Source organism: Vibrio syngnathi (genome assembly GCF_002119525.1).
GTDB lineage: Bacteria > Pseudomonadota > Gammaproteobacteria > Enterobacterales > Vibrionaceae > Vibrio > Vibrio syngnathi.
On sequence record NZ_CP017916.1, the window covers coordinates 3124532 to 3147418 of the forward strand.

A 22887-nucleotide genomic window follows, 5' to 3' on the forward strand; every position below is an offset into this window, starting at 1 on the left:
AACTCACCGTCATTTCCCCTATATTAGAATGACTTTATAAGAAAGAATTCCAATGAGCTGAGGAGCGAGCGCAATGACAAAAAGGACCAAGCCAGAAATTTTGGATCAACAAACTGTCGCTCAATCAAAACTATTCTCTATCGAGTCTCTCGATTTACGCTTTTCAAACGGTGAAGAGCGTACCTACGAACGCATGAAACCCAGCGGCCGCAACGCAGTGATGATGGTTCCGATTACTGAACAAGGCGACATTCTGTTAGTGCGTGAATACGCAGCAGGCACTGAACGCTATGAATTGGGCTTTCCAAAAGGGCTCATTGATCCAGGTGAGCAGCCCAATGAAGCCGCCGTTCGTGAACTAAAAGAAGAGATTGGCTTCGGTGCTAATAAACTCACGCCTTTAAAAGATGTGATTCTCGCACCCTCTTATTTCTCTAGCAAAATGACGCTGTTTATCGCAGAAGAACTCTACCCAGAGAAACTAGAAGGTGATGAGCCAGAGCCACTAGACATTGTGCGCTGGCCACTTGCTCAAGCTGAAGAGCTATTAACACATCTCGACTTCTGTGAGGCTCGCAGTATTACCGCCCTACTATTAGCCCTTCGTGTATTAAACAATAATTAGAACATTCAGGCTCGCTCGAAGAGTAAGAGAATATTTATGCCAATAACAAAAGATTTGTCTCACCTCCTACCCTCTATCATTGAGATTGCTCGCTCTGCAGGCCAACTCATCTTAGAGATTTACGAGAAAAAGGATTACGAAGAGTTCATCAAGAGTGATGACACTCCGGTAACCAGTGCCGATCTTGCCGCACATAAGCTGATATTAAAAAAGCTCACTGAACTCACGCCTGATATTCCCGTATTATCAGAAGAAGACGCCGACATCAGCCTAGAGCAACGCTCTCAATGGGATCGCTACTGGTTGGTTGACCCATTAGATGGCACGCAGGAGTTCATCGCTAGAAGTGGTGATTTCGCGACAATTATCGCCCTAATCGAACACAACAAGCCGGTAATGGGCGTCGTGTACGCACCGGTTTCAGGTGTGAGTTATTACGCTTACAGTGGTAAAGGTGCATGGAAAATTCCAGACCTTAATGACAGCGTTAAAATCAAAACGCATCGTCACGAGCTACCAAACCAATCGATCGCGATGGCAATCAGCCGTCGCCAAGACATCAATCGCATCACTAACCGTATGAGCTCTGCTTGGAACTACGACTTAGTTCCTCTTGGCTCTGCTGCGCTTAAAGCATGTTTAGTCGCAGAAGGTGCTGTCGATTGTTATCTGCGCATTGGACCAACCGGAGAGTGGGATACCGCGGCAACCCAGTGCATTGTTGAAGAAGCTGGCGGACGAATCTTAAGTACCCAGTTAGAGCCGCTTTCGTACAATGAAAGAGAGACGCTAGAAAACCCAAACTTCATTGTGCTTGGTGATGCTGACTTACCGTGGGCAGAAATCTTACAAGGTAAAGACTAGGCTTGTTTGCTCTCTTTAACCGTCAGATATCCTCTAGATTTTCAAAACAAACAAAACGGGCACCTCAGTGAGGTGCCCGTTTTTTATATCTCGCGATTTGATCGCCCAATTGACTAACCTATAAAGACTAGCTCAGAAGTAAATACTGGGCTAAAAACGGCCTTGATAAGTAAATTGGTATTTACCTTGGCTATCAGGATTACCCAACCACTTAAGCTGACTCTGCATCGCAGGTGGGAATTCAGCACCCGGCTTAAACCATGCAGCCGAGGTGTAGCTTTGATTCGGCGTTACGCTCGCCGAGAACTCACTGTCTACCTGATCGCTCTTCTGAGCACCTTTTGCTGCAATTGTGCTGTCTTCACAGGTTATGTCCGCAATCACAGGGCCAAAATCTAACGCTCCCACCGGAGAATCAGCCGCAGCACCAGACCAAGCAAGCGTACCTTCACCCGATTGGCACCAAGGTTGAGCATGAACAGCATGTTTGATAGTCAGTTCAACTTGCCCAGTAATTGAAATCGGCACAGGTATCGTGGGCGCATATTTCATCACGTTGCTAGCCGGTATTGATGCCACTAAGTTTTCCGCGTAAGCACCGCTCATGCTATACCCGACAAGCCCTTTACCAGATAAGTTCATGTCGCTGTTACGACCAAAGCGAACCGCAAGTTCTGCTTTGGCTTGGAATAGTTTAGAGAACTGGAAGTCCCACTGCACTGAGCCGTAATTGACACGCTGCCACGCAATATTGTTAGCGCGACCTTGCCAAACGGTGCCCTCAACGCCTTCAATGCTTAAACCACGTACAACAGGCGCATGTTTGAGAACAAAAAAAGCCGGTAAGTTCAGGAGTAAACTTACCGAGAAAAAAACGATAAAGATGCTACTAAATAGCAGGCCATATTTAAAAGATATACCGCGTTTCACATTAACCTCGTTTAAACTGTAGTCGGTTGACGTCAATAACCCCAGGGCTATCAGAGCGATCAATATCCATAAATTCGACCTCAACACCCTGCTTTTCTTTCAGGTATGTCAGCCAGTCAACGAACTTATTAAATGGCACAGGTTTAATCCACACTTGTAGCATCTCGCCACGTGGTTGCACTCGTATCAATTCAATCTTGAAGCGACGCATAGATGCGGGTACAGATTGGTTCAAAGGCTGACTAGCACTGATGCCACCATTGCCTCTTAGTTCAACCACTTCATTGGCTTTATTGGTTACCCAAGCCAGTAGTTGCTTTTCACTTTGGATACGACTCTGTGCCAGTTCAGCTCGCTGACTGAGTGGCTGTATTAGCCCCCAATAAATGATACCCACAACCAATAAAATTGAGCAACCAACGACTAATCGTTGTTCCCTCTGACTTATTGAAGTCCACCACGCTTGGAGTGGTTCAATTATATTTCTCATCACTGATCTCCTTGCGCAGTTACTGACGGGGCTTAAGGGTAAAACTGCCAAATACGGCATCGCCATTACGGTTCAATGGCCCTTGTTCAACGGAAAACTTCTCTTCAAGTTTCACTTTAGCCGTCTCAAAATGTTGAAAATCAGCGCTTTTAGCTTGTAATCGAACTTCAGAGCGATTGCCATCATAGCGAATGCTTTCGACTTCGATCGATTTCACTTGTCCTAACGTTTCTGGCAGCAATGCTAACCAACCAAGTAAGGAGTCACCATCGCCTGAACCACCGTATTTCTTAGCTTCATCATTCATCTGACGCTTAAGGTAGCTTACTGTCGGAATTCGTTGTTTACCTGGCAGAACGGCTCTAAAGATACGCTCACTCTCCATGCGATAGGCTTGTGCTTGTGCTTCGTATTGCTGCACCTTCAACACTTGTTGAGTCACAATCACGGCCACCAGCAAGCAAGCAGCAATCGCCACCTTCTGCCATACACGCCAATATTTACTGAAAGAAGATTTGGTTTTAAAGGTGCCAGTCAGTAAATTTACGCCGCTTGTGATCGCTTGCTGACTCAATAAAGACATCACCAATTCCGCAGGCTTTTCTTGCCACTCGAGACCGCTTTGCTGTTGAACGTCGTCGCTCGGCATTGCGGTATAGCTGAAGATAGTCATCGCTTGCTCTTCCTCACCAGCGACAACCCAATCACTTTGCAAAAACATCGGCAACCATGCTTCGCTGATCGATACGGCTTGATAGTTACCTTGACGTTGAGAGTGACCTTGACGCAATAACCAATGCTGGTCGATTTGCAACGCACTGATGCCTTGATCTTCAACAGGCACGGCTAGTGTATCTGGTAGCACCTTACGAAAAATAATATTGGCTTTGCGAAACTGGTCTAAAGCTTGTTTTAACCATTCGCGATCTACACCACACACAGTAGCGTGCGTTGCATCTTTATCTAAAATGGTTAGATGTAAGTCTTCGATATCTTGTGCCACTTCGTCTTCTAACAAAAATGGCAGCATAGAGTCGAACTGGCGAGCAGCACCTTTCGGAATTTCAACACGCTTAATTAAGCACTCATTTCCCGGCAATAAAGCGATACAGCTGCGCTTTTCAGCGTAAGGCGTTAACTCATCAAGCTGATCCCAGCTAGACAGCTCACCACTTGCTATCACTTCTTGTTGGCTTGTCGACCAAACCAACCACTGCACTGGGCTTTGTGGCTCGCTACTCAGTCGAACGGTCAGAAACTCGCTCACGGATTCCTCCAAAACGACGGCGTACTACCGTCACTGTTTCTCTATTACTACTATAGAAAAGCGTTCGTATACGTACACGAGACTGCTCAACTAATACCTCTGCATCTAGCTCAAAATAGGCGCTATCTACAGTTAAATATGCTTTCGCTTGCTTGCTGACTTCAGCACTCACACCAACAATAGCAGGCTCAGCCATAAACGCGTCCACCGAATCCCAGCCATCAAATGGGCGCTTGTCTATCAGCTGTTTGGCATCCGATTCACTTAGACCGGGTGCAAACATCGCTTCCAATAAAGGGGCTTGTTTTTCCGAGAGTGTATTCACATTCAATCGGAAATCGTCAGTGGGCAAAGCGCAAATGAATGGATGTACCTTTTCCATTGCCTCACCAGAGACCTGATAAACGGCTCGCAGCTCCGATTCATCCGCCATTAAGCCATTCGCCGCCAAATAAGCTGGCTTCATCGCCTCATAAGTGCTGTCTTCGACACCCGTAGAAGAGGTGGCTCGAGTATCAGAGTCCAAAAACTCCCAACTTGAATTTGCGATAACCTCAGCCTGATAAGGCTCCACATCTTGGTTTTCCAGTAAGGTTTGCCAAACCTTCACTAAATAAGGGGTTTGGTTACTTGATGTCGTCGTAATCCCAGCGAGCGCATTAAGATTGAAACACGCCTGCGCATCAACGATACGCCCTTTAACTTGGCCATAATCCAATGGGTATACCTGCTCTTCTAACGCCCATGGTTGGCTTAAGTTCACCGTATCACTATCTTTATAACTTTGCCTAATGCCGTCTTGGACAAGCGCTTCTACACCAATGCTGTACCAGTAAGCCTGTTGGTAATTCAGTTGATTGCCAACGCGCTTGAATTGAGTAAACAGGCGCTCCGACATACTGCCAGCTATGGTGGCCATGATCGCCAGTAGCATCAGAATAATGATCAGCACGACACCACGCTGCTTACGCCCCACTGCAGACCTTGTCAGTGCAGGCTTGTTAGTTTGATGAATCATTATTCCCCTCATTACTGCCTGAAGAGTCACTATTTGAAGCATCATCGACCTGATCTAGGGCGCCTCCGGGGGTGAGATAAACACGTTCTATCTCGCCATAGTCTTTTAAGGTCAACTTGAGCCTCACCGCTTTAGGCAGTGATTTATCGGTTTGCCACTCTTTGCCCCAGCGGCTTCCGTCATAAAACTCGAACTCCAGGTTCTCAACATCATCAAGCAGAGGAGTAATCACACCTTGTTGACCTGCAGGTGTATCGGGGTAACGCCACCATACACGCTCAAGCGTTTCTTCTTTAATGCGGTAGCCAACTTTAGTGACTTCTCCGCGAGGAAACTGCTGCTGTGGGTTGTGCCAACCAAGGCGAGTAAACATGATGCCAACACTGTCGGAATCCAGTAAATACTCTTTCATTAGGATCAGCTTAGATGATGCTTCTTCACCATTGGTACGAAATTTTCGTACCGCCATCTGGCGAAAATCATTATCTAAAATGACTAAACTACGTTGCAGTTGATTTAAACGAGCACTGCGCTCAATAGAGAGTTCATTGCTTCGCTGCACCTGATTAACCACCTGATAAGCCGCCATGCTTAACGTGGAAAAGATGGCAATTGAGACCAAAACTTCGATTAAAGTAAAGCCTCTCCCTTTCGAAGATAGACCTTGTTTACGCGGCGTATGCTGATTTGCCGACATGCTTTTACTTAGCGACTTGCTCTTAGCTAACGACACGATTCTACTTAACCACACGCTCTTAGTTGACCACACGCTTTTAATTGACCACACGCTTTTAATTGACCACACGCTTTTAATTGACCACATAACTGCGCACCGTGACCACTGGAGAAGCTTTCTTACTGGTTGCTGCACTCACATCAAACGCCTTTAATAAATTATCGCTAGTATCGATGGGAGTCACCTTCCAGAACCACTCTCTTCCCGCTAACTCTTGCGTGCCCTGCGCTTTTTTAAGCTTCTCAGGATGCAGCATGACTAAGGCCATCTGGTTATCAACAACCATCGCCGCGAAGGTTTTTTCTTCTAAATAACTGAGGGTATTAATGTGTTGGGTGACAGCACGAATCACACTGATCGCCGCCGTAGCGAAGATAGCCAGCGCAACTAATACTTCAAGCAGAGTCATCCCTCGAGAACCAAGAGTCATACCACGAGAACGATAAAGGGATCTGTTATTCCTCTTCATCTTCTTCTCCCGGCTCTAGCAATCGAATCACACCATTGTCCAACACGCGAATACGCCAACCATCTTGTATGGTGTCTCCGGTATTTGGATAAAACGATAGTACAAACGGCGTCATTTCAGCACTCGATAAGATGTATATCTGAGGTGGCTTGGGCTTCTTTTCCTCTTCCAGATCCGCAAACATATCTTCATCAAACAAGCTTCCGGGATTGAACAAACGATCATCGTCTTCCCATGCGCCACCACCTAAAGTCAGTGACAACGCGAGTTCTTCCGGTAATTCAGTTGAAGAGGGAATTTTTTCAAATTCGACTTCTTGCCAACCTTCTGACTTAAGAGCCATCAGAATATAAGTCGATTTCTTTTCATCGACACGAACGCCAAAATCCAAGCCACTCAGAATAGCCTCTTCATTGAGTAATTGAACTCGTTGATAAAAGCTTTGAGCGTATTTTTTGGCGACATCTTTGCTATTGGTAGGAATGGTCGCGATCACTGCGACCGCAGTTACTGACAGTAATACCAACACCAAAAGAATCTCAATCAAGGTGAAACCTGGCTGTCTTTGCTTAGTTTTCACCTTGTAGACTCCATTTTTTGCGTACTACCATCAATAACGTATCAAGCGACAATGACGTATCAAGCAACAATAACGAATCAAACAACAGGAACGTATCAACCGACAACAAGCCGAAGCTTATTGGAAATCCTGCATGTTCCAGTTACCGATATCCGCAGCGATACCTTCACCGCCTTCTTGACCATCAGCGCCAAGAGTAAAGATATCAATCGTACCGTTGTCACCAGGGCTTAGGTATTGGTACTCATTGCCCCATGGGTCGTTAGGCAGACGCTTAATGTAGCCACCGTCACGGTAGTTACGAGGCTCTGGGCTGCTTGGTTTAGAAACCAATGCATCAAGACCTTGATCCGTTGTTGGGTAAACGCTGTTATCCAGTTTGTACATATCTAGCGCGTTCTCTAGCGCCACGATATCCGTGATGGCTTTTTGTTGGTCAGCCTTCTCTTTGTTACCCAAAAGGTTAGGTACAACAAAGCTCGCCAAGACGCCAAGGATAACCACAACAACCATCACTTCTAATAGGGTAAAGCCTGATTGTTTCTTCATTCTGTTTTTCATTATTTTCTCCAAATTACAGATAGCGAGTTGAAGGTAATAATGCCCTTCTTCTCGATAATCCAAAAACTAACGCCTGATGAGCAGTACGTTATCCACTCATTAAATTGTTCATTTCAAGCATCGGCATCAGCGTCGCCATCACGATAAACAGCACCAAACCGGCCATCAACGCGATAAGCGCTGGGGTGAAAATGCCTAACGCGATATTAACCGTCGACTCAAAGCTTTGGTCTTGGTTGTCTGCCGCTCTTGTCAGCATCTGTTCCAACTGACCACTCTGCTCACCACTGGCGATCATATGCAGCATCATCGGTGGAAAGAGTTTGGTTTGATCCAGTGCTTTACGCAGGCTTGCGCCTTCTCTAACACTGTCTGAAGCCTGTAAGACTTGTTGTTTCACATGTTGATTCGACATCACATCAACCGCGACCTTCATCCCTTCAAGGATTGGAATCGCACTCGAAGTACAGATTGAGAGTGTTCGTGCAAAACGAGAGGTATTGATCCCTTTCGCTATCTTGCCGATCAGCGGAATACTCAATAATTTGCGATCCCAGCTCATGCGAACGCCCGGCTTTTTCAGCGCTGTCTTCACAAGAACAATCACAACAATGGTCAACAACAGTAATTGGATACCCCAATTCTGGATAAATTCACTCGAGGCTAATAAAAATTGCGTCGATTGAGGAAGCTCTTGGCCCATTTGGATAATAGGCTCGACGATCTTAGGCACCACGGTTGCCAGTAGGAAGGAGACTATCGTCACCGCAAACACCACCAGCACCACAGGGTAGATCATCGCTTGTAGCAGTTTAGAGCGCATCTTCTGACGATTTTCAGCATAATCGGCTAAGCGTTCCAACACCGCATCTAAATGACCAGACTTCTCACCCGCCGCAACCATGGCTCTGAATAGCTCATCGAAGATATGGGGATAATCAGACAAGCTATCCGCTAGCGAGTAACCTTCAGTCACCTTAGATCTCACCGCGAGTAGCATGGTGCGAATACGAGGTTTTTCAGACTGTTCGGCAACGGCTTTCAAACACTCTTCTAACGGCATACCAGATTGCACGAGCGTGGATATTTGACGAGTAATCAACGCCAAATCAGGCGTACTAATGCCGCGTTTAAAACTGGTCGATGGCTGAGCACCTTTCGCTGTTTTTGCCTTAGCTTCGGTCATTTCAACCGGCATCAAACCTTGTTCTTTTAAACGTTGGCGAGCCTGACGAGCATTATCCGCTTCAATCGAGCCCTTTTTACTCTTACCTTTGGCATCCAGCGCTTTGTATTCAAATGCCGCCATACTAGACTTCCTTAGTCACGCGCATCACTTCTTCTAGGGAAGTTACCCCTTTCAGAACTTTACTCAAGCCATCATCTCGAATACTTGGGGTTGTGCCACGAATCGCTTTTTCAATTGCCTGTTCGCCAGCTTCACTGTGAATCAGCTCTTGTACCGAATCGTCAATCATTAGTAGCTCATGAATACCGGTACGACCTCGATAACCTTTATGGCCACACTCTTCACAACCTTTTGCATGGTAAAGTGTGAGGCTCTCTTTCTTCTTCATACCAAACAGCTTTTTCTGTTCTTTGTCAGCTTCGTAAGGTTCTTTACAGTCGTTACACAGAGTACGAACCAAGCGCTGAGCCAAAACACCCAGCAGAGAAGAAGAGATCAAGAAGGGTTCAATGCCCATATCACGCAGACGCGTGATCGCCCCGATTGCCGTATTGGTATGGAGAGTCGACATAACCAAGTGACCTGTCAAAGAGGCTTGTACAGCGATCTCAGCGGTTTCTAAATCACGGATCTCACCAATCATTACCACATCGGGATCTTGACGAAGAATGGCACGTAAACCACGCGCAAAGGTCATATCAACCTTAGGGTTCACTTGCGTTTGACCAATGCCATCGATATCGAATTCGATTGGGTCTTCAACGGTTAAGATATTTCGCTCATTGCTGTTGAGTTCTTGCAGGCCAGCGTACAAGGTCGTTGATTTACCCGAACCTGTTGGGCCGGTCACCAAGATAATACCGTGTGGGCGCTGAATCAGCTTACGGAAGTTTTCATGGTTTTCTGCTGTCATACCTAAACTGTGCAAGTCTAGGCGAGTGGCGTTTTTGTCCAACAGACGCATTACCACACGTTCCCCATGCGAAGATGGCATGGTTGAAACACGCACATCAACCGCTCGGCCACCGATACGTAGAGAAATACGACCGTCTTGTGGCACGCGTTTTTCCGCAATATCTAGCTTAGCCATAACCTTGACACGCGAAACCAACAGCGGAGCCAGTTTACGGCTTGGCGCTAGAACATCACGCAGTACACCATCAACTCGGAAACGGATACAGAGTGACTTTTCAAAGGTTTCGATGTGTATATCCGAAGCACCTTCTTTAATCGCCTCACCCAACATCGCATTAATTAACTTGATGATGGGTGCGTCGTCTTCTGATTCAAGCAAGTCTTCGTCTTGTGGCAACTCTTCCGCTAACGAGAAAAAGTCGTCATTGTCGGCACCAATATCTTCCATTAGCTGACGCGCTTCCGACGAGTCACGCTGGTACGCATCCGTCAGTTTTTTATCAAATTCATCGGCACTGATCGCTTGTGGCGTGAAACCATTTTTCACCACACGGCTGACTTCAATGATCGCCGCCGATTTCAGAGGTTCGACGTAATAAAGTACCGGCGGACGCTCTGGGTGCTGATATTCCAACACCATCTTGTAGCGATTCGCAAAGCTAAACGGCAAGCGCTGATAAGTACGTGCCGCCCCTACCAATTCAGCCATTATTCTGTTTCCATTTGATCGATGAAGGCTTGGATTTCAGCAGGGTGATTCATACTGTCGCCAAACTTAGGGAGTACTGGAATATTGTCGTTATCCATCAGTTTCAAGCCTTGCTCTGCCTTGTAAAGCTGCTCAGCACGAATAAAGTTGTATTTGCGCTGTGTAATACCATCTGCAGTCATGCCATCACGAATAATGGTTGGCTTGATGAATACCATTAGGTTCTTTTTCTCAACCTGAGTGCTGGTTGATTTGAACAGGTGCCCAAGCACTGGTATATCACCCAAGAACGGCACCTTAGATTCACTCTCTAGTGCGCGCTCGTCAATCAAGCCACCCAACACCAGCATTTGACCGTCTTGAACAATCACTGACGTGTTCAGTTGACGCTTAGCAAAACGTACATCAACCGCACCATTGGCGCCTAATACGTTCGATACTTCTTGTTCTATTTTCAGCTGAACCGAGTCACCTTCATTAATTTGCGGCACGACTTTCAGCTTGATACCCACTTCTTTACGCTCAACCGTTTGGAATGGGTTATCGTTGCTTGACCCTGCTGTAGAACCGGTTAGAACAGGCACCTCTTCACCTACGATAAACGACGCTTCGCCGTTATCCATTACCGTAATACTTGGAGAAGACAGAATGTTTGAGTTTGAGTCTGTTGCTACCGCACTGATCAAGGCAGTCCAGTCACCCATAACCACACTCATTGCAGCACCATTAACGCCAGACAGTGCAGAAGCTAAGGTTGAATAGTCACCCTTTTCTGTCTCTTTCACTGTATAGGGTTTCGATCCATCACTTGGAGTTACAACTCGATCAACCGTTTTATCTTTTGCTTCTTCTAGACCCACCATCACACCGCCAATCGATGCACCAGTATTGCTATACTGAATCATGGCACCCGTTTCTAGGTTGCCCCACTGCACACCCAAGTTAACGCCGTCGCCTTCTGCCATTTCAACAATTAAGGCTTCAATCAACACTTGAGCACGACGGATATCAAGTTGAGCGATCACGTCTTGCAAAGCGTTCATGATGTCCGGCTGTGCAGTAATCACTAACGAGTTGGTATCACCGTGCGCTGAAATCATCACTTGGTTACGCTGCGATGAACTACCGTTCGTTGATGATTGCTTCTCTGATTGTAGATTGTCCGACACACCTTTCAGTACATCGACTAAGTCTTCCGCTTTTGCGTATTTAAGGTAGATAACTTGGTTGTTACCTTTCGTCGCCATCTCTACATCGAGCTGTTCAATCAACTTTCTTAAACGACTACGTACTTTAGGGTCGCCTGAAATAAGAATTGCATTGGTACGCTCATCGGCAACTAATTTAGGCTGTAGGAATGCTGGTGTGTTTTTAGCATCGGTGGTTTTACTCAGAGCATCAACAATACGAACCATTTCTGCCGCAGAAGCATTTTTCAGTTCAACAACTTCAATCTCTTTATCACCCGCTTGGTCGACACGCTTGATGATTTCAGCTAAACGGTTTACAACCGCCGCTCGGCCGGTAATCAAGATGATGTTAGCAGGGTCGTAATGCACCACGTTGCCCGCGCCCGCGTTGTCATTCAGTTGGCGAAGTAGAGGGGATAGCTCACGAACCGAAACATTACGAACCGTCACAACACGTGTTACCACGCTGTCGCCTGTAATCGAATCACGGTCGCCAACAACTGGGATTGCCGAGGTTTTAGAATCTTTCGCTTTGATGATCTTAAGAACACCCGAGTCCATTTCAACGACTGCGTAGCCGTACACTTCTAATACGTTTAAGAAGAAGCTGTAATATTGCTCTTCATTGAGTACGTCGTAGCTGCGTACATCGATTTTTCCGCGCACCGAAGGGTCGACGATGATCGTCTTCTCTAGATTACGACCAACAATATTAATAAATTCTTGAATATCAGTGCCTTTAAAGCTGGCACTAAAATCACTCGCGATGGCGGCGGGTGTGCAGATTAAGCTTCCTGCCAATAACCATGCACTTTTCTTAAACCAATGCTTCACGTACTTCTCCTACACTTTCGTCCTTCGTTAGACGCAAAGTTTTAAAATTCAATAAACACTTCATGTTGTTGACCATCTCTCTCGACGACGAGATTTAGCTCTGTCAGCTCTGAGATAGAACGGAATATGTTGCCCATAGCGGCGGGATCTGTCAGGTCTTGCCCATTTAACTGAGTCGCGATATCTCCGTTTTGGAGCCCTACTGAGTTAAAAAGTTCTGAATCTTTGCCTGGACTCACTCGATAACCAATCACTTTATCGTCGCGCTTGACCTGGGACAGTCGAACATATTGGAAGATTTGTTGCGGATCTTTCATTATCTTCGCTTTAATTTCATCTAGCTTCTGTTCTGCTGAAACAGGGTTATTACCACGAACCGAAGAAGAAGCGCGAGGTGGCGCAGGGGCTGAGACAGCTAAACGCTTGTACTCAATACCTTCAAGCATCAAGGTTTCGTCTCGACCTGAGTTATCAATGATCACGCGATCGACTAATACGGCTTTAAGCTTAGCTCTAGTGCCTTCTATCTCTTCATTTATTCCGTAGGTCGCCTGCGTACCGCGATTAGCGATCACTGCTAAGCTTCGTTTTGGATTAGAGCTAGCGACTGCACCGACCAAAACTAAGTTCAATCGGGTCTTTGGTGCATCTTGGATAACTTGCTGCTCAACCACAACTGGCGTTGTTGGGTTATAAGCACCAAAAAGGTTGCTCCGCTGCAAAGAAGAGATATCAAGGGTCGATTGAGGAGTAGAAGACGATGAAGCCGTTGCTTTCCAAGGCACAACGGTTTGCTCTGCAGGCTCAATAAACCATGCAAGCTGCCCTAAAATCCATGCGGAAGCTGCAATCAACACACAACACATCGCTAGGCTTAGTTTCTGCTGAAGTACAAATCCATTTTCTAATAAGCGGCTCAACACAGGAGAATTTCCTGCGCGATTCTTGAGCTCTAAAAAGTTCACTTTCCTTGCCCCTTTTCATGACGACAAATGCTGCAAATCATTAAACTTTCAGCTTTTTTATTCATTCGTTCGATACCAAGCTTATTTAAGCATAAGATCCTGAACTATATCATAGCAAATCGATAAAGCGGCATTACATGGCTATTTTGTATTATGACTTGAAAAAAATGCCAACCGCCTCCACTTTAAGCTTCTACTTAATGTAATTAAAAGCATGTTGCGCACTGTTCATTACAGTTAAACCGCATTCATTTCTCACTGAATAAGGCACAGCCCTATATGAAAACTACTAATGAAGCTGTCAGACTCGATAAATGGTTGTGGGCAGCGCGTTTTTACAAAACCCGATCTATTGCTCGCAACATGGTCGATGGTGGCAAAGTCCACTATAATGGTCAGCGCAGCAAACCCAGCAAAATCGTAGAACTTGGGGCAGTGATTACTCTGCGCCAAGGTAATGAAGAAAAGACGGTCACCATAGAGAAAATATCCGCACACCGTGGCGGGGCGCCGGTCGCTCAAACACTCTATGAAGAAACCACCGAAAGCTTGGCAAAAAGAGAAGAGTTTGCACAACAGCGCAAGCTTAATGCTCATAGCCCAGCACCAGAACGTCGCCCAGATAAAAAGCAACGTCGTGACATCATCAAGTTCAAGACTCAATAAGCTAGAAGGAATAGCCAAATGGCAGACCCAATGTCTACAAGTAATGTTTTAAATCGCTACCTATTTGAAGACCTATCGGTACGTGGTGAATTGGTACAGATGGACGAAGCGTACCAACAGATTATTTCTAGCAAGGAATACCCAGCGCCAGTACAAAAGTTGTTGGGTGAGCTACTGGTTTCAACGACGCTACTCACGGCGACGCTAAAGTTTGAAGGCTCTATCACGATGCAACTGCAAGGTGATGGCCCTGTATCTCTGGCTGTTATCAATGGCGATAACGATCAGAAGATTCGTGGCGTTGCTCGCTTTGACGGTGACATTGCCGACGACGCTGGCCTACACGACCTTATGGGTAAAGGCCACCTAGTGATCACTATCGATCCTAAGAAAGGTGAGCGTTACCAAGGTATCGTTGGTCTTGAAGGTGACACTTTAGCTGAAGTACTTGAAGGTTACTTCGCAAACTCTGAACAACTAAAGACACGTCTATGGTTGCGCACGGGCGAGCATGAAGGCAAAGCACACGCTGCGGGTATGTTGCTACAGGTGATGCCAGACGGCACAGGTACTCCTGACGACTTCGAGCACCTAGAGCAACTAACAGACACCGTTAAAAACGAAGAGCTATTCACTCTAGAAGCAAACGAACTGCTTTACCGTTTGTACAACCAAGAGAAAGTACAACTGTTCACACCACAACCGGTTGAATTCTTCTGTGGTTGTTCACGTGACCGAAGCGGTGCCGCTATCATTACTGTCGCTCAAGAAGAGATCTACGACATTCTTAGCACTGAAGGCAGCGTTGCTCTTCACTGCGATTACTGTGGCACAAACTACTCGTTCGACAAGAATGATGTTGATGCTCTGTATGCAGAAGCGGCAGATAAAGGCAGCAATACGGTTCATTAATTTACGGCGTACCAAAAACACGTAATTTACCCCAAAAAGGTCAGCACTACGCTGGCCTTTTTTGTGATCAAAATATCGCAAACTCCGTAACATCTCGTAATAAAATCACCTCTTAATTTTAATCAATTAATAATGTTCTCTCCTCTAGCGCAAAGGTTTGCGTACAGGATAGACTAGTCAGGCCAATATGTGATGAGGCGCTTAAAACCCCATGGTTAATATGGATATTTTTTGAGCTATATCCCTGTTTCCCCCGAGCCTCGTTGCTAGCATGGTGAGCAGATAACAATAAAAAATTAATACAAAATCCCTACAAAATATCCTACAAGGAGCACCTATGACCGTTATGGAACATACTAAGGCTGCACAAATTGATCTAACTAAGCACGGACTGACTGGCGTTACTGAAGTTCTTCGTAATCCTAGCTACGAGCAGTTATTCGTTGAAGAAACACTGCCAGGTTTGGAAGGCTACGAAAAAGGCGTAGTAACGGAACTAGGCGCCGTTGCGGTTGACACTGGTATCTTTACTGGCCGCTCACCAAAAGATAAGTACATTGTTAAAGATGACACAACACGCGATACCATGTGGTGGTCAGATCAAGGCAAAAATGACAACAAACCGATTACAACTGAAGTATGGAATGAGCTAAAAGAGCTTGTAACAACTCAGCTGTCTGGCAAGCGTCTGTTTGTCATTGACGGTTATTGTGGTGCTAACCCAGATACGCGCTTAAGCGTACGTATTATTACTGAAGTAGCGTGGCAAGCGCACTTCGTTAAGAACATGTTCATTCGTCCAACTGACGAAGAGCTAGCAACGTTCGAACCTGATTTCGTGGTCATGAACGGTGCTAAAACAACTAACCCTAACTGGGAAAAGCAGGGTCTAAACTCTGAAAACTTCGTTGCTTTCAACCTAACAGAGCGCGTTCAAATCATCGGTGGTACTTGGTACGGCGGTGAGATGAAAAAAGGTATGTTCGCAATGATGAACTACCTGCTTCCTCTGCAAGGCATTGCGTCAATGCACTGTAGTGCAAACGTCGGCGAGAAAGGCGATGTAGCCATCTTCTTCGGCCTGTCTGGTACAGGTAAAACAACCCTATCAACGGATCCTAAGCGTGAGCTAATCGGTGATGATGAGCACGGTTGGGACGACGACGGTATCTTCAACTTTGAAGGCGGTTGTTACGCGAAGACCATTCGCCTGTCTAAAGAAGCAGAACCTGAAATCTACAATGCAATCCGTCGTGATGCACTGCTAGAAAACGTAACGGTTCGTGGTGATGGTTCTATCGATTTTGATGACGGTTCAAAAACAGAAAACACTCGTGTTTCTTACCCGATTCACCACATCGACAACATTGTTAAGCCAGTATCAAAAGCAGGTCATGCTCAAAAGGTTATCTTCCTGACTGCTGATGCATTTGGTGTGCTACCACCTGTTTCTAAACTGACTCCAGAGCAAACGAAGTACCACTTCCTATCTGGCTTCACTGCGAAACTAGCGGGCACTGAGCGTGGCATCACTGAGCCAACACCAACGTTCTCTGCGGCATTTGGGGCGGCATTCTTAACTCTTCACCCAACTCAGTACGCTGAAGTGCTTGTGAAGCGTATGGAAGCAGCTGGCGCTGAAGCTTACCTTGTGAACACAGGTTGGAATGGCACAGGCAAACGTATCTCAATCCAAGATACTCGTGGCATCATCGACGCTATCCTAGATGGCTCAATCGACCAAGCTGAGACTAAGGTTATCCCTATGTTTAACCTAGAAGTACCGCTAGCGTTGCACGATGTTGACCCTGCGATCCTTGACCCACGCGACACGTACACTGACCCACTACAATGGGAAAGCAAAGCGAAAGATCTAGCAGAGCGCTTCATCAACAACTTTGATAAGTACACAGACAACGCTGAAGGTAAGTCACTGGTTGCGGCAGGTCCTCAACTGGACTAATCCAACATCTGCTCGGGCTTAACCAAAAGCGAACGCCCAATTTAAAGTGATATTTTTGTAGCAAGCCCCTCTTTTGAGGGGCTTTTTTGTTGCTGCTTGTCCCTTTTTGTTCCACTCTGTTTTGAGACGATTGAAATTTAAGGTTTTCAGGGAATGAAAAAGGTATTCATGGTGTTCGGCATTGCGCTGGCTATCGCCGTTGCAACTATCGCAGCATTGCTATTAAGCCTGCAGACTCAATACCGTGCGGATGTTACTAACTTTTTTATCAAACATGCGATTGAACAACCTGTGCTCATTGAAGATATTGAGTACCAGACGCCTTATCACATTACCTTAATGGGCATTACCCAAAGCCAACCTGAAAAACAAACACCGCTGTATATCGACAAGATTGACCTTTGGTTCAGCTCCAGCTCGATTACGGAGGCCAAACTGGTCTTTGAATCCGTTTTGATCAGCGGCCTGCAGTTAGCAGCCGACGACCTAGAAACGCTCACCTCTTTATTTACCCAGCCAAGCATTAAGATCCACCAGCTGGCCATCAACAATCTCGACTTTTCAACGCCAGAATTTAACGCGCGAGGCATCGACCTCCAGATCTCCGATCCAACGTGGGATGACAACATCGCATTACTGCCCTATGGCAAAACCCAACTCTCAGCCTCACAGTTGTATTGGCAAGGCGAAGCCTTCGATAACCTGTTGATTGACCTGGATCTAAAGCCGAGTGACAGCACCCTTTATGGTGCTTCGTTTGACTGGCGTGGCGCCAAGATTTCCGGACAAGCAGAGCAGTATCAGCAAGGTTGGTCGCTCGTGAATGTGACCATCGATGGCTTACGACTCAATCAGAAACAGACCCAAAGCCTCCTAAGCAAAGAGTGGGATGTAGCAGGTATTCAGATCAATCACATCAACAGCTTAGATATTCTGCGCAGCGACGTGGAATGGCAATATGGTCACCTCGCAGCTTTTGATGCCTCACTAGAAAATGTCCAACTGCCTTTTGAGCTATGGAAACAACAGAAAGCCATTTTCTCTCTGCAAGCAGAGGGAGTGACCATTGATGATGACATGTTCATCGAGCCAAGTATCAAGCTCAATTTAGATACGAACCAGATTCTGATTGAAGATTTCTATACTCAATTCCTACAAGGCACTGTTCAACTTAATGGCGAAGTCACCCCTAACAGCATTCAATTAGCGCAGCTCGACCTGCAAGGCATAAAGTGGATTACGGAAAGCCAAGATAGCCCTCCACCCGCCACTCGCTTGATACCTTGGCTCACGCAGCTCCAGAATGTCGAAATTAGCCGAATTAACATAGAACGCAGCCAACTTATTCAACTCGCACAAAAGCCTTACTGGCAGGTCTCAGGATTACATATCGAGGGGGATCAAGTTCAACTTCTACAAGATAGAAAGCTAGGTCTGTGGCAAGGAAAGCTGATGGCCAGCGCGAATGATGCCAGCTACCAAAACATTATTAGCGCTCAACCAGTGGTTGAGATGAATAGCGAGCAAGGAAAATGGACGCTGACACGCCTGTTTATGCCACTAAAGCATGGCTATGTTGAAGCCAATGCGACACTCGATTTTAACCAAATCAGCAAGCCGTGGAGCATAGATATTTCTGCCGATGGGTTACCCATTGCGCCCATGCTTCAGCAACTTGAATTACCGCTCGACGCAACCGGTTATGGCGAGTTTGAACTTCAAGCTGCGGGTTTATACGGTGATTCACTGATGCTCGGCTATTCCACAACAGGTCAACTCACTGGTAGCGTTCGCCAAGGTGTGATGACCTTTAATGACAAGCTTTCTGAAACCTCGACTGATAACGTGTTTGAAATCCCAGAGCTCAATGCGAATTTTGACCGTGGACGCTTCACACTCGAACCTGTGCACATTATTGGTGCATCGGCAGCGGAGCAAGGCGAACAAAGGGTTCAAACGTTAAATGGCGAAATGTCTGGAGAGCTCGACTTGCTCAAAATCGAGCAACACACCCTCTCAATTACCCTTTCCGACCCGTGCCACCAAATATCAGGAAAGCTCACCCAAACTGAGTATTCTGAGATTAACGACTGCCAACAAAAAAGCGCTACTCCACAGGAGTAGCGCTTTCCGTCAATATCTCACCAAATCAACAGAATGTTAGGTGTTAGCTATTCGCTCACATTAGAATCTGTCGAGAGTATCTTTTTATAGTCAGGGATCAGCATGTAGGTTCCCGTAAACTCAACCGCTTCCACATCGCCACTGTTAATGGTCACATGAATGATGATGCGAGCTTTTCTGCCAGACGCGAGGCGATCTAAATCGCCACTGATCCCATCCAATGACGTAGATGCGACTGGGTTTTGCTCGACTGGGTGACGATAACGAATATTACTGTCTGCCAGTACGATATCACCGGTCAGCCCACGTTCTTTCATCAGTAGCCAAGTCATTCCCCAACCCGTTAGAGTCGCCAAGGTAAAAGCTGAGCCAGCAAACATGGTGTTATGAGGGTTAAGGTTGGGATTCAATTGAGCGCTACACTCAAACTGATAACCCGTGTATTGGTTAATCTTGATGCCCATTTTGTCACTGATCGGGATCTGATTTTCCCAACGCTGCTGAAGCTCATTACACCATTCTGGTTTGCGCAGTACATCAGCCATTGGATCAAGAGGTTTCACCATCTGTTGGTGACGCACAGGGCCGCGTTGATCGTTAATTTCACCACGACGTTCAAACTCATTCTTCTCATAGAATGAGATCGCATCTTCACGTGCATTACACACCAAACGCTTCGCCCCTTCTTGACGCGCTAGTGACTCTAGCGCAACCAAGATAAGTGAGCCCATGCCCTTACTTTGGCGAGAGTTCTTCACCGCCATATAGCGAATCTGCCCCTCTAGATCTGGTGTGATATAGAGACGACCAATCGCCATCGGACGACCTCGACCATCGACAATCATGCGATGGTGGCTCATTGGGTCATATTCATCTCGCTCAGATCCTACCGGCATTCGCCAAGGTTCACGGAGCATCTGCCAGCGAAAATGGTAATACTTGTTCAGTTGATTTTCGGTGGTCGGTGTTATGAGTTTAAACATGCTTATTCCTTTAAGCCTAAACCTGCAGCCAGAATGTTACTGGGCCATCATTAACCAAAGACACTTTCATGTCGGCTGCGAATCGGCCACGTTCCGTTGGCAACACTGATTCACACTGGTCAGAGAAATAGTTGTAAAGACGCTCTGCATCTTCTGGGTGAGCACCGCGAGAAAATCCTGCTCGTGTGCCTTTCTTAGTATCAGCTGGCAGAGTGAATTGAGAAACCACTAATACCTTACCTTCTACCTGCTTTACATTGAGATTCATTTTATCGTCTTCATCTCCAAAGACACGATAAGTGGTCACTCGTTCCATCAAACGTTTGGCTTTGGCTTCGTCATCACCTTTTTCTACGCCTAACAGAACCAATAAGCCTTGCTCAATCTCACCCACTACTTCGCCATCAACACGGACGGCAGCTTCACTTACTCTCTGGATCAGTGCTATCACTGTTGTTTCCTTGCTCTGTGATTTTGTCTTTATCCGACGAGTGTACCATTTCTTGCGAGTCACTCCACTGTTCCTGCTCGCCCAACGCGGCCGTCACTTCAGCACCCACTAACACAATCAACCAGCACAAATACACCCAAACAAAAAGAATCGGAATCGCCGCTAATGCGCCATAAATCAACTGGTAAGAAGGGAATTGAGTAATGTAAGCCGCAAAACCTTTCTTACTGAGCTCGAACAACAGAGCCGCGACCAGAGAACCCGCAGCCGCATGAGAAAAGTGTATCTTTTTGTTGGGCACCAACAGATACAGACCAAAAAACGCAAAGAAAGAGATAATTAGAGGGAGCTTACGAATCACGGTATTAAAGGCACTCGATACAACTTCGTTTTGTAACAGGCTCAAAGATGTCACATACGACGTTGCAGCAATACTCGCCCCAATCAAAATAGGTCCAAGCGTTAGCACCATCCAATACATTGAAAAGGACAACACAGCACGTCGCTTTTCCGTAACACGCCAGATGTAGTTTAGGTTCTTATCGATGTTGGAGATCAGCATCAATGCAGCAATGAATAAGAACACACTACCGACCGCCGTCATCTTGCCAGTATTGGCGACAAATTCCAGTAAAGCACCATGCACCGCATCCCCTGAAGCTGGAACAAAGTTAGTAATGACAAAGTTTTGAATCACCAAACCAACATCAGCAAAAACTGAAAATGACGATAAGATAGAGAGCAAAACCGTCAACATCGGAACAATTGAGAGCAAGGTAATGTACGCCAAGTAACCCGCATTCACATTGACCCTATCGTGCGTCATACGCGCCAAAAGATAGCGAGAAAACTGAATGCTGAGTGTGGCGGCCTTTTTTATCTTCAACTTGTAACTCCCTGGTAACTCGTTCATAGTCCTAATTAATATTCCGTTATATCAATCACAGCAAGTAAGGGTTCAAAAATAGCGTAGGAAAAAGGCTTGAGAACAAGGCGGCACTTTTTGATAAGTAGTTATTCTACAATCAAAAAGTCTAACGCCGTTATCGAGCATTTTAACAAGCTAGGTTGAGCAGTTATTTACTACGATTGATATTATTTAACTATAGGAAACTAGGATGCCTTATTTAATAGTTATAGTCCTCTCTATTTTTACTCTTACTGGATGCCAATCAGCTTATTACTCCGCCATGGAGCAAGTGGGTTACCACAAGCGTGACATTATGGTCGATAGAGTAGAAGACGCTAAAGAGTCGCAGCAGGATGCTCAGGAAGAGTTTACTAGCGCACTTGAAGCCTTGAGTAGCCTGACGAACTTCAGTGGCGGCGACCTTGAAGAGATGTACAACCAAATCAACGATAAATACCAAGACAGCGAGAAAGCGGCGCAAAATGTCAGTGACCGAATTGCTGCGATTGAAGATGTGTCGGATGCGCTATTTGCAGAGTGGCAGGGAGAGTTGGACCTTTACACCAGCGATTCACTGCGTCGTTCAAGTGAGAAAAAGCTGCGTGAAACCAAATCCTCTTACAAGACCATGCTTTCAGCAATGAAACGCGCTGAGAAGAAAATGGATCCTGTACTTAACACCCTTCGCGACAACACCCTTTATCTCAAGCACAACCTAAATGCGAGCGCGGTGGGTTCGTTGCAGGGCGAGTTTATGAGCTTAGAAAAAGACATCGCCTACGCGATAGAACAGATGAATGCTGCGATAGCAGAATCGGATAAATTCTTAGCTCAACTGAATCAGAAGTAGCGTTGCAGAGACAGAACACGATGAAGCCAATCATTATTACAGGCGGCCCCGGAGCCGGGAAGACAACACTGCTCAATGCCTTGGGTAACGCGGGTTACCCAATATTTTCAGAATCCTCTCGCCAATTGATAGAACAACAGAGCCAACTTGAGAACGGTATCTTACCTTGGTTAGACCTACCGGGCTTTGCTCGCTTGTGCTTAGACGTGATGAGCAAGCAAAAAGAGCAAGCGAAGCAGCACCAAATTGCCTTTCTTGATCGCGCGATTCCAGATATCTGCGGTTACTTGTCTCAGGCTAATCTTGAGGTTGATGCGAACTACCGAGAAGCGAGCCAAGGCTACCACTCACAAGTCTTGTTCTGTCGTCCTGAGGCATCAATTTACGTACAGGATGATGTGAGGCCTTACCCGTTTGAAGAGGCATTAGAGATTCACGGCGCGCTAGTCAGAGTCTATCAAGAGCTAGGTTATGAGGTAGTCGAGGTGCCATTTATGTCGGTCGATGAGCGGCTTCAATTCGTTGAAAGCCACCTAGGAATCAAAAGCTAGATCCCCAACTCGGTCGTTCCTCCCTCTTGAGGATGACGAATACTTGAACGCTCTCGTATCTCGCTTACCCGCATCTAAACACGGTCTTCGTGTCCCGTGTCCCGTATCTCGTTTACTCGAATCTAAACAAACTAC

Annotated in this window: 23 protein-coding genes; 8 read left to right on the forward strand and 15 right to left on the reverse strand. The window is 46.2% G+C overall.

Going from position 1 to position 22887, the window contains the following annotated elements:
- Positions 1-73: 73 nt before the first annotated feature.
- Together nudE and cysQ are read left to right on the forward strand one after the other, a co-directional pair.
- Positions 74-625 carry an ADP compounds hydrolase NudE gene (gene nudE, locus K08M4_RS14185; protein WP_086050260.1) on the forward strand — a complete coding sequence of 184 codons (552 nt, stop codon included), beginning with the start codon at positions 74-76 and terminating at the stop codon, positions 623-625.
- A 36-nt stretch (positions 626-661) separates the two neighbouring features.
- Entirely contained in the window at positions 662-1489 is an 828-nt protein-coding gene (gene cysQ, locus K08M4_RS14190) for a 3'(2'),5'-bisphosphate nucleotidase CysQ (RefSeq protein ID WP_086050261.1), read from the forward strand.
- A gap of 150 nt (positions 1490-1639) precedes the next feature.
- On the opposite strand, the gene K08M4_RS14195 is transcribed toward cysQ, so the two are convergent.
- The 12 genes from K08M4_RS14195 to gspC all read right to left on the reverse strand — a co-directional run bounded on the left by K08M4_RS14195 (position 1640) and on the right by gspC (position 13342).
- The gene (locus K08M4_RS14195; protein WP_086050262.1) at positions 1640-2419 is read right to left on the reverse strand and encodes a type II secretion system protein N; all 780 of its coding nucleotides are present in this window, start codon (positions 2417-2419) and stop codon (positions 1640-1642) included.
- Position 2420: 1 nt separating this feature from the next.
- A complete protein-coding gene (locus K08M4_RS14200; protein ID WP_086050263.1) occupies positions 2421-2909 on the reverse strand; it encodes a type II secretion system protein M in 489 nt (162 codons plus the stop codon).
- A 19-nt stretch (positions 2910-2928) separates the two neighbouring features.
- A complete protein-coding gene (gene gspL / locus K08M4_RS14205) occupies positions 2929-4176 on the reverse strand; it encodes a type II secretion system protein GspL (RefSeq protein WP_086050264.1) in 1248 nt (415 codons plus the stop codon).
- Positions 4145-5194, reverse strand: coding sequence for a type II secretion system minor pseudopilin GspK (gspK, locus tag K08M4_RS14210; RefSeq protein WP_086050265.1), 1050 nt, complete (start codon positions 5192-5194; stop codon positions 4145-4147). The genes gspL and gspK overlap by 32 nt, the downstream gene beginning before the upstream one ends.
- Positions 5178-5981, reverse strand: coding sequence for a type II secretion system minor pseudopilin GspJ (gene gspJ / locus K08M4_RS14215; RefSeq protein WP_086050449.1), 804 nt, complete (start codon positions 5979-5981; stop codon positions 5178-5180). The genes gspK and gspJ overlap by 17 nt, the downstream gene beginning before the upstream one ends.
- A 22-nt stretch (positions 5982-6003) precedes the next feature.
- On the reverse strand, positions 6004-6399 hold the full coding sequence (gspI, locus tag K08M4_RS14220; RefSeq protein ID WP_086050266.1) for a type II secretion system minor pseudopilin GspI: 396 nt from the start codon (positions 6397-6399) through the stop codon (positions 6004-6006).
- Positions 6386-6979: a type II secretion system minor pseudopilin GspH gene (gene gspH / locus K08M4_RS14225; protein ID WP_086050267.1), complete on the reverse strand. Its 594-nt coding sequence runs from the start codon at positions 6977-6979 to the stop codon at positions 6386-6388. Before gspH ends, gspI begins: the two co-directional genes overlap by 14 nt.
- Positions 6980-7096: 117 nt before the next feature.
- Positions 7097-7540 (reverse strand): type II secretion system major pseudopilin GspG, encoded by a 444-nt coding sequence (gene gspG, locus K08M4_RS14230; RefSeq protein ID WP_017062485.1) that lies wholly within the window; start codon positions 7538-7540, stop codon positions 7097-7099.
- 88 nt (positions 7541-7628) lie between these two features.
- The gene (gene gspF, locus K08M4_RS14235; protein ID WP_086050268.1) at positions 7629-8849 is read right to left on the reverse strand and encodes a type II secretion system inner membrane protein GspF; all 1221 of its coding nucleotides are present in this window, start codon (positions 8847-8849) and stop codon (positions 7629-7631) included.
- Position 8850: 1 nt separating this feature from the next.
- On the reverse strand, positions 8851-10353 hold the full coding sequence (gspE, locus tag K08M4_RS14240; protein WP_086050269.1) for a type II secretion system ATPase GspE: 1503 nt from the start codon (positions 10351-10353) through the stop codon (positions 8851-8853).
- Positions 10353-12377: a type II secretion system secretin GspD gene (gene gspD, locus K08M4_RS14245; protein WP_086050270.1), complete on the reverse strand. Its 2025-nt coding sequence runs from the start codon at positions 12375-12377 to the stop codon at positions 10353-10355. The genes gspE and gspD overlap by 1 nt, the downstream gene beginning before the upstream one ends.
- 41 nt (positions 12378-12418) lie before the next feature.
- Positions 12419-13342 carry a type II secretion system protein GspC gene (gene gspC / locus K08M4_RS14250; RefSeq protein ID WP_086050271.1) on the reverse strand — a complete coding sequence of 308 codons (924 nt, stop codon included), beginning with the start codon at positions 13340-13342 and terminating at the stop codon, positions 12419-12421.
- Between the two features lie 279 nt (positions 13343-13621).
- On the opposite strand from gspC, the gene hslR reads away from it, so the two are divergent.
- From hslR to K08M4_RS14270, 4 genes are all read left to right on the forward strand, one after another.
- Positions 13622-14008, forward strand: a complete 387-nt coding sequence (hslR, locus tag K08M4_RS14255) for a ribosome-associated heat shock protein Hsp15 (protein WP_004735595.1) — start codon at positions 13622-13624, stop codon at positions 14006-14008.
- An 18-nt stretch (positions 14009-14026) separates the two neighbouring features.
- Positions 14027-14920, forward strand: a complete 894-nt coding sequence (gene hslO / locus K08M4_RS14260) for an Hsp33 family molecular chaperone HslO (protein ID WP_086050272.1) — start codon at positions 14027-14029, stop codon at positions 14918-14920.
- Between the two features lie 337 nt (positions 14921-15257).
- The gene (gene pckA / locus K08M4_RS14265) at positions 15258-16883 is read left to right on the forward strand and encodes a phosphoenolpyruvate carboxykinase (ATP) (RefSeq protein WP_086050273.1); all 1626 of its coding nucleotides are present in this window, start codon (positions 15258-15260) and stop codon (positions 16881-16883) included.
- A gap of 153 nt (positions 16884-17036) precedes the next feature.
- Positions 17037-19007, forward strand: coding sequence for an AsmA family protein (locus tag K08M4_RS14270; protein WP_086050274.1), 1971 nt, complete (start codon positions 17037-17039; stop codon positions 19005-19007).
- A gap of 47 nt (positions 19008-19054) precedes the next feature.
- Here K08M4_RS14270 and K08M4_RS14275 read toward each other — a convergent pair whose 3' ends face one another.
- Genes K08M4_RS14275 through K08M4_RS14285 form a run of 3 tightly spaced genes read right to left on the reverse strand, consistent with a single transcriptional unit; the run spans position 19055 to position 21354 of the window.
- Positions 19055-19990, reverse strand: a complete 936-nt coding sequence (locus K08M4_RS14275) for a bifunctional GNAT family N-acetyltransferase/hotdog fold thioesterase (RefSeq protein WP_086050275.1) — start codon at positions 19988-19990, stop codon at positions 19055-19057.
- A 16-nt stretch (positions 19991-20006) separates the two neighbouring features.
- A complete protein-coding gene (gene dtd, locus K08M4_RS14280; protein WP_004735590.1) occupies positions 20007-20441 on the reverse strand; it encodes a D-aminoacyl-tRNA deacylase in 435 nt (144 codons plus the stop codon).
- Positions 20413-21354: a virulence factor BrkB family protein gene (locus tag K08M4_RS14285; RefSeq protein ID WP_086050276.1), complete on the reverse strand. Its 942-nt coding sequence runs from the start codon at positions 21352-21354 to the stop codon at positions 20413-20415. Before K08M4_RS14285 ends, dtd begins: the two co-directional genes overlap by 29 nt.
- A 205-nt stretch (positions 21355-21559) precedes the next feature.
- Between K08M4_RS14285 and K08M4_RS14290 the strand changes: the two genes are divergently transcribed.
- Positions 21560-22201: a DUF2959 domain-containing protein gene (locus K08M4_RS14290; RefSeq protein ID WP_086050277.1), complete on the forward strand. Its 642-nt coding sequence runs from the start codon at positions 21560-21562 to the stop codon at positions 22199-22201.
- A gap of 20 nt (positions 22202-22221) precedes the next feature.
- Complete coding sequence (locus K08M4_RS14295; protein WP_086050278.1) at positions 22222-22752, forward strand: AAA family ATPase; 531 nt, start codon at positions 22222-22224, stop codon at positions 22750-22752.
- The last annotated feature ends 135 nt before the right edge of the window (positions 22753-22887 follow it).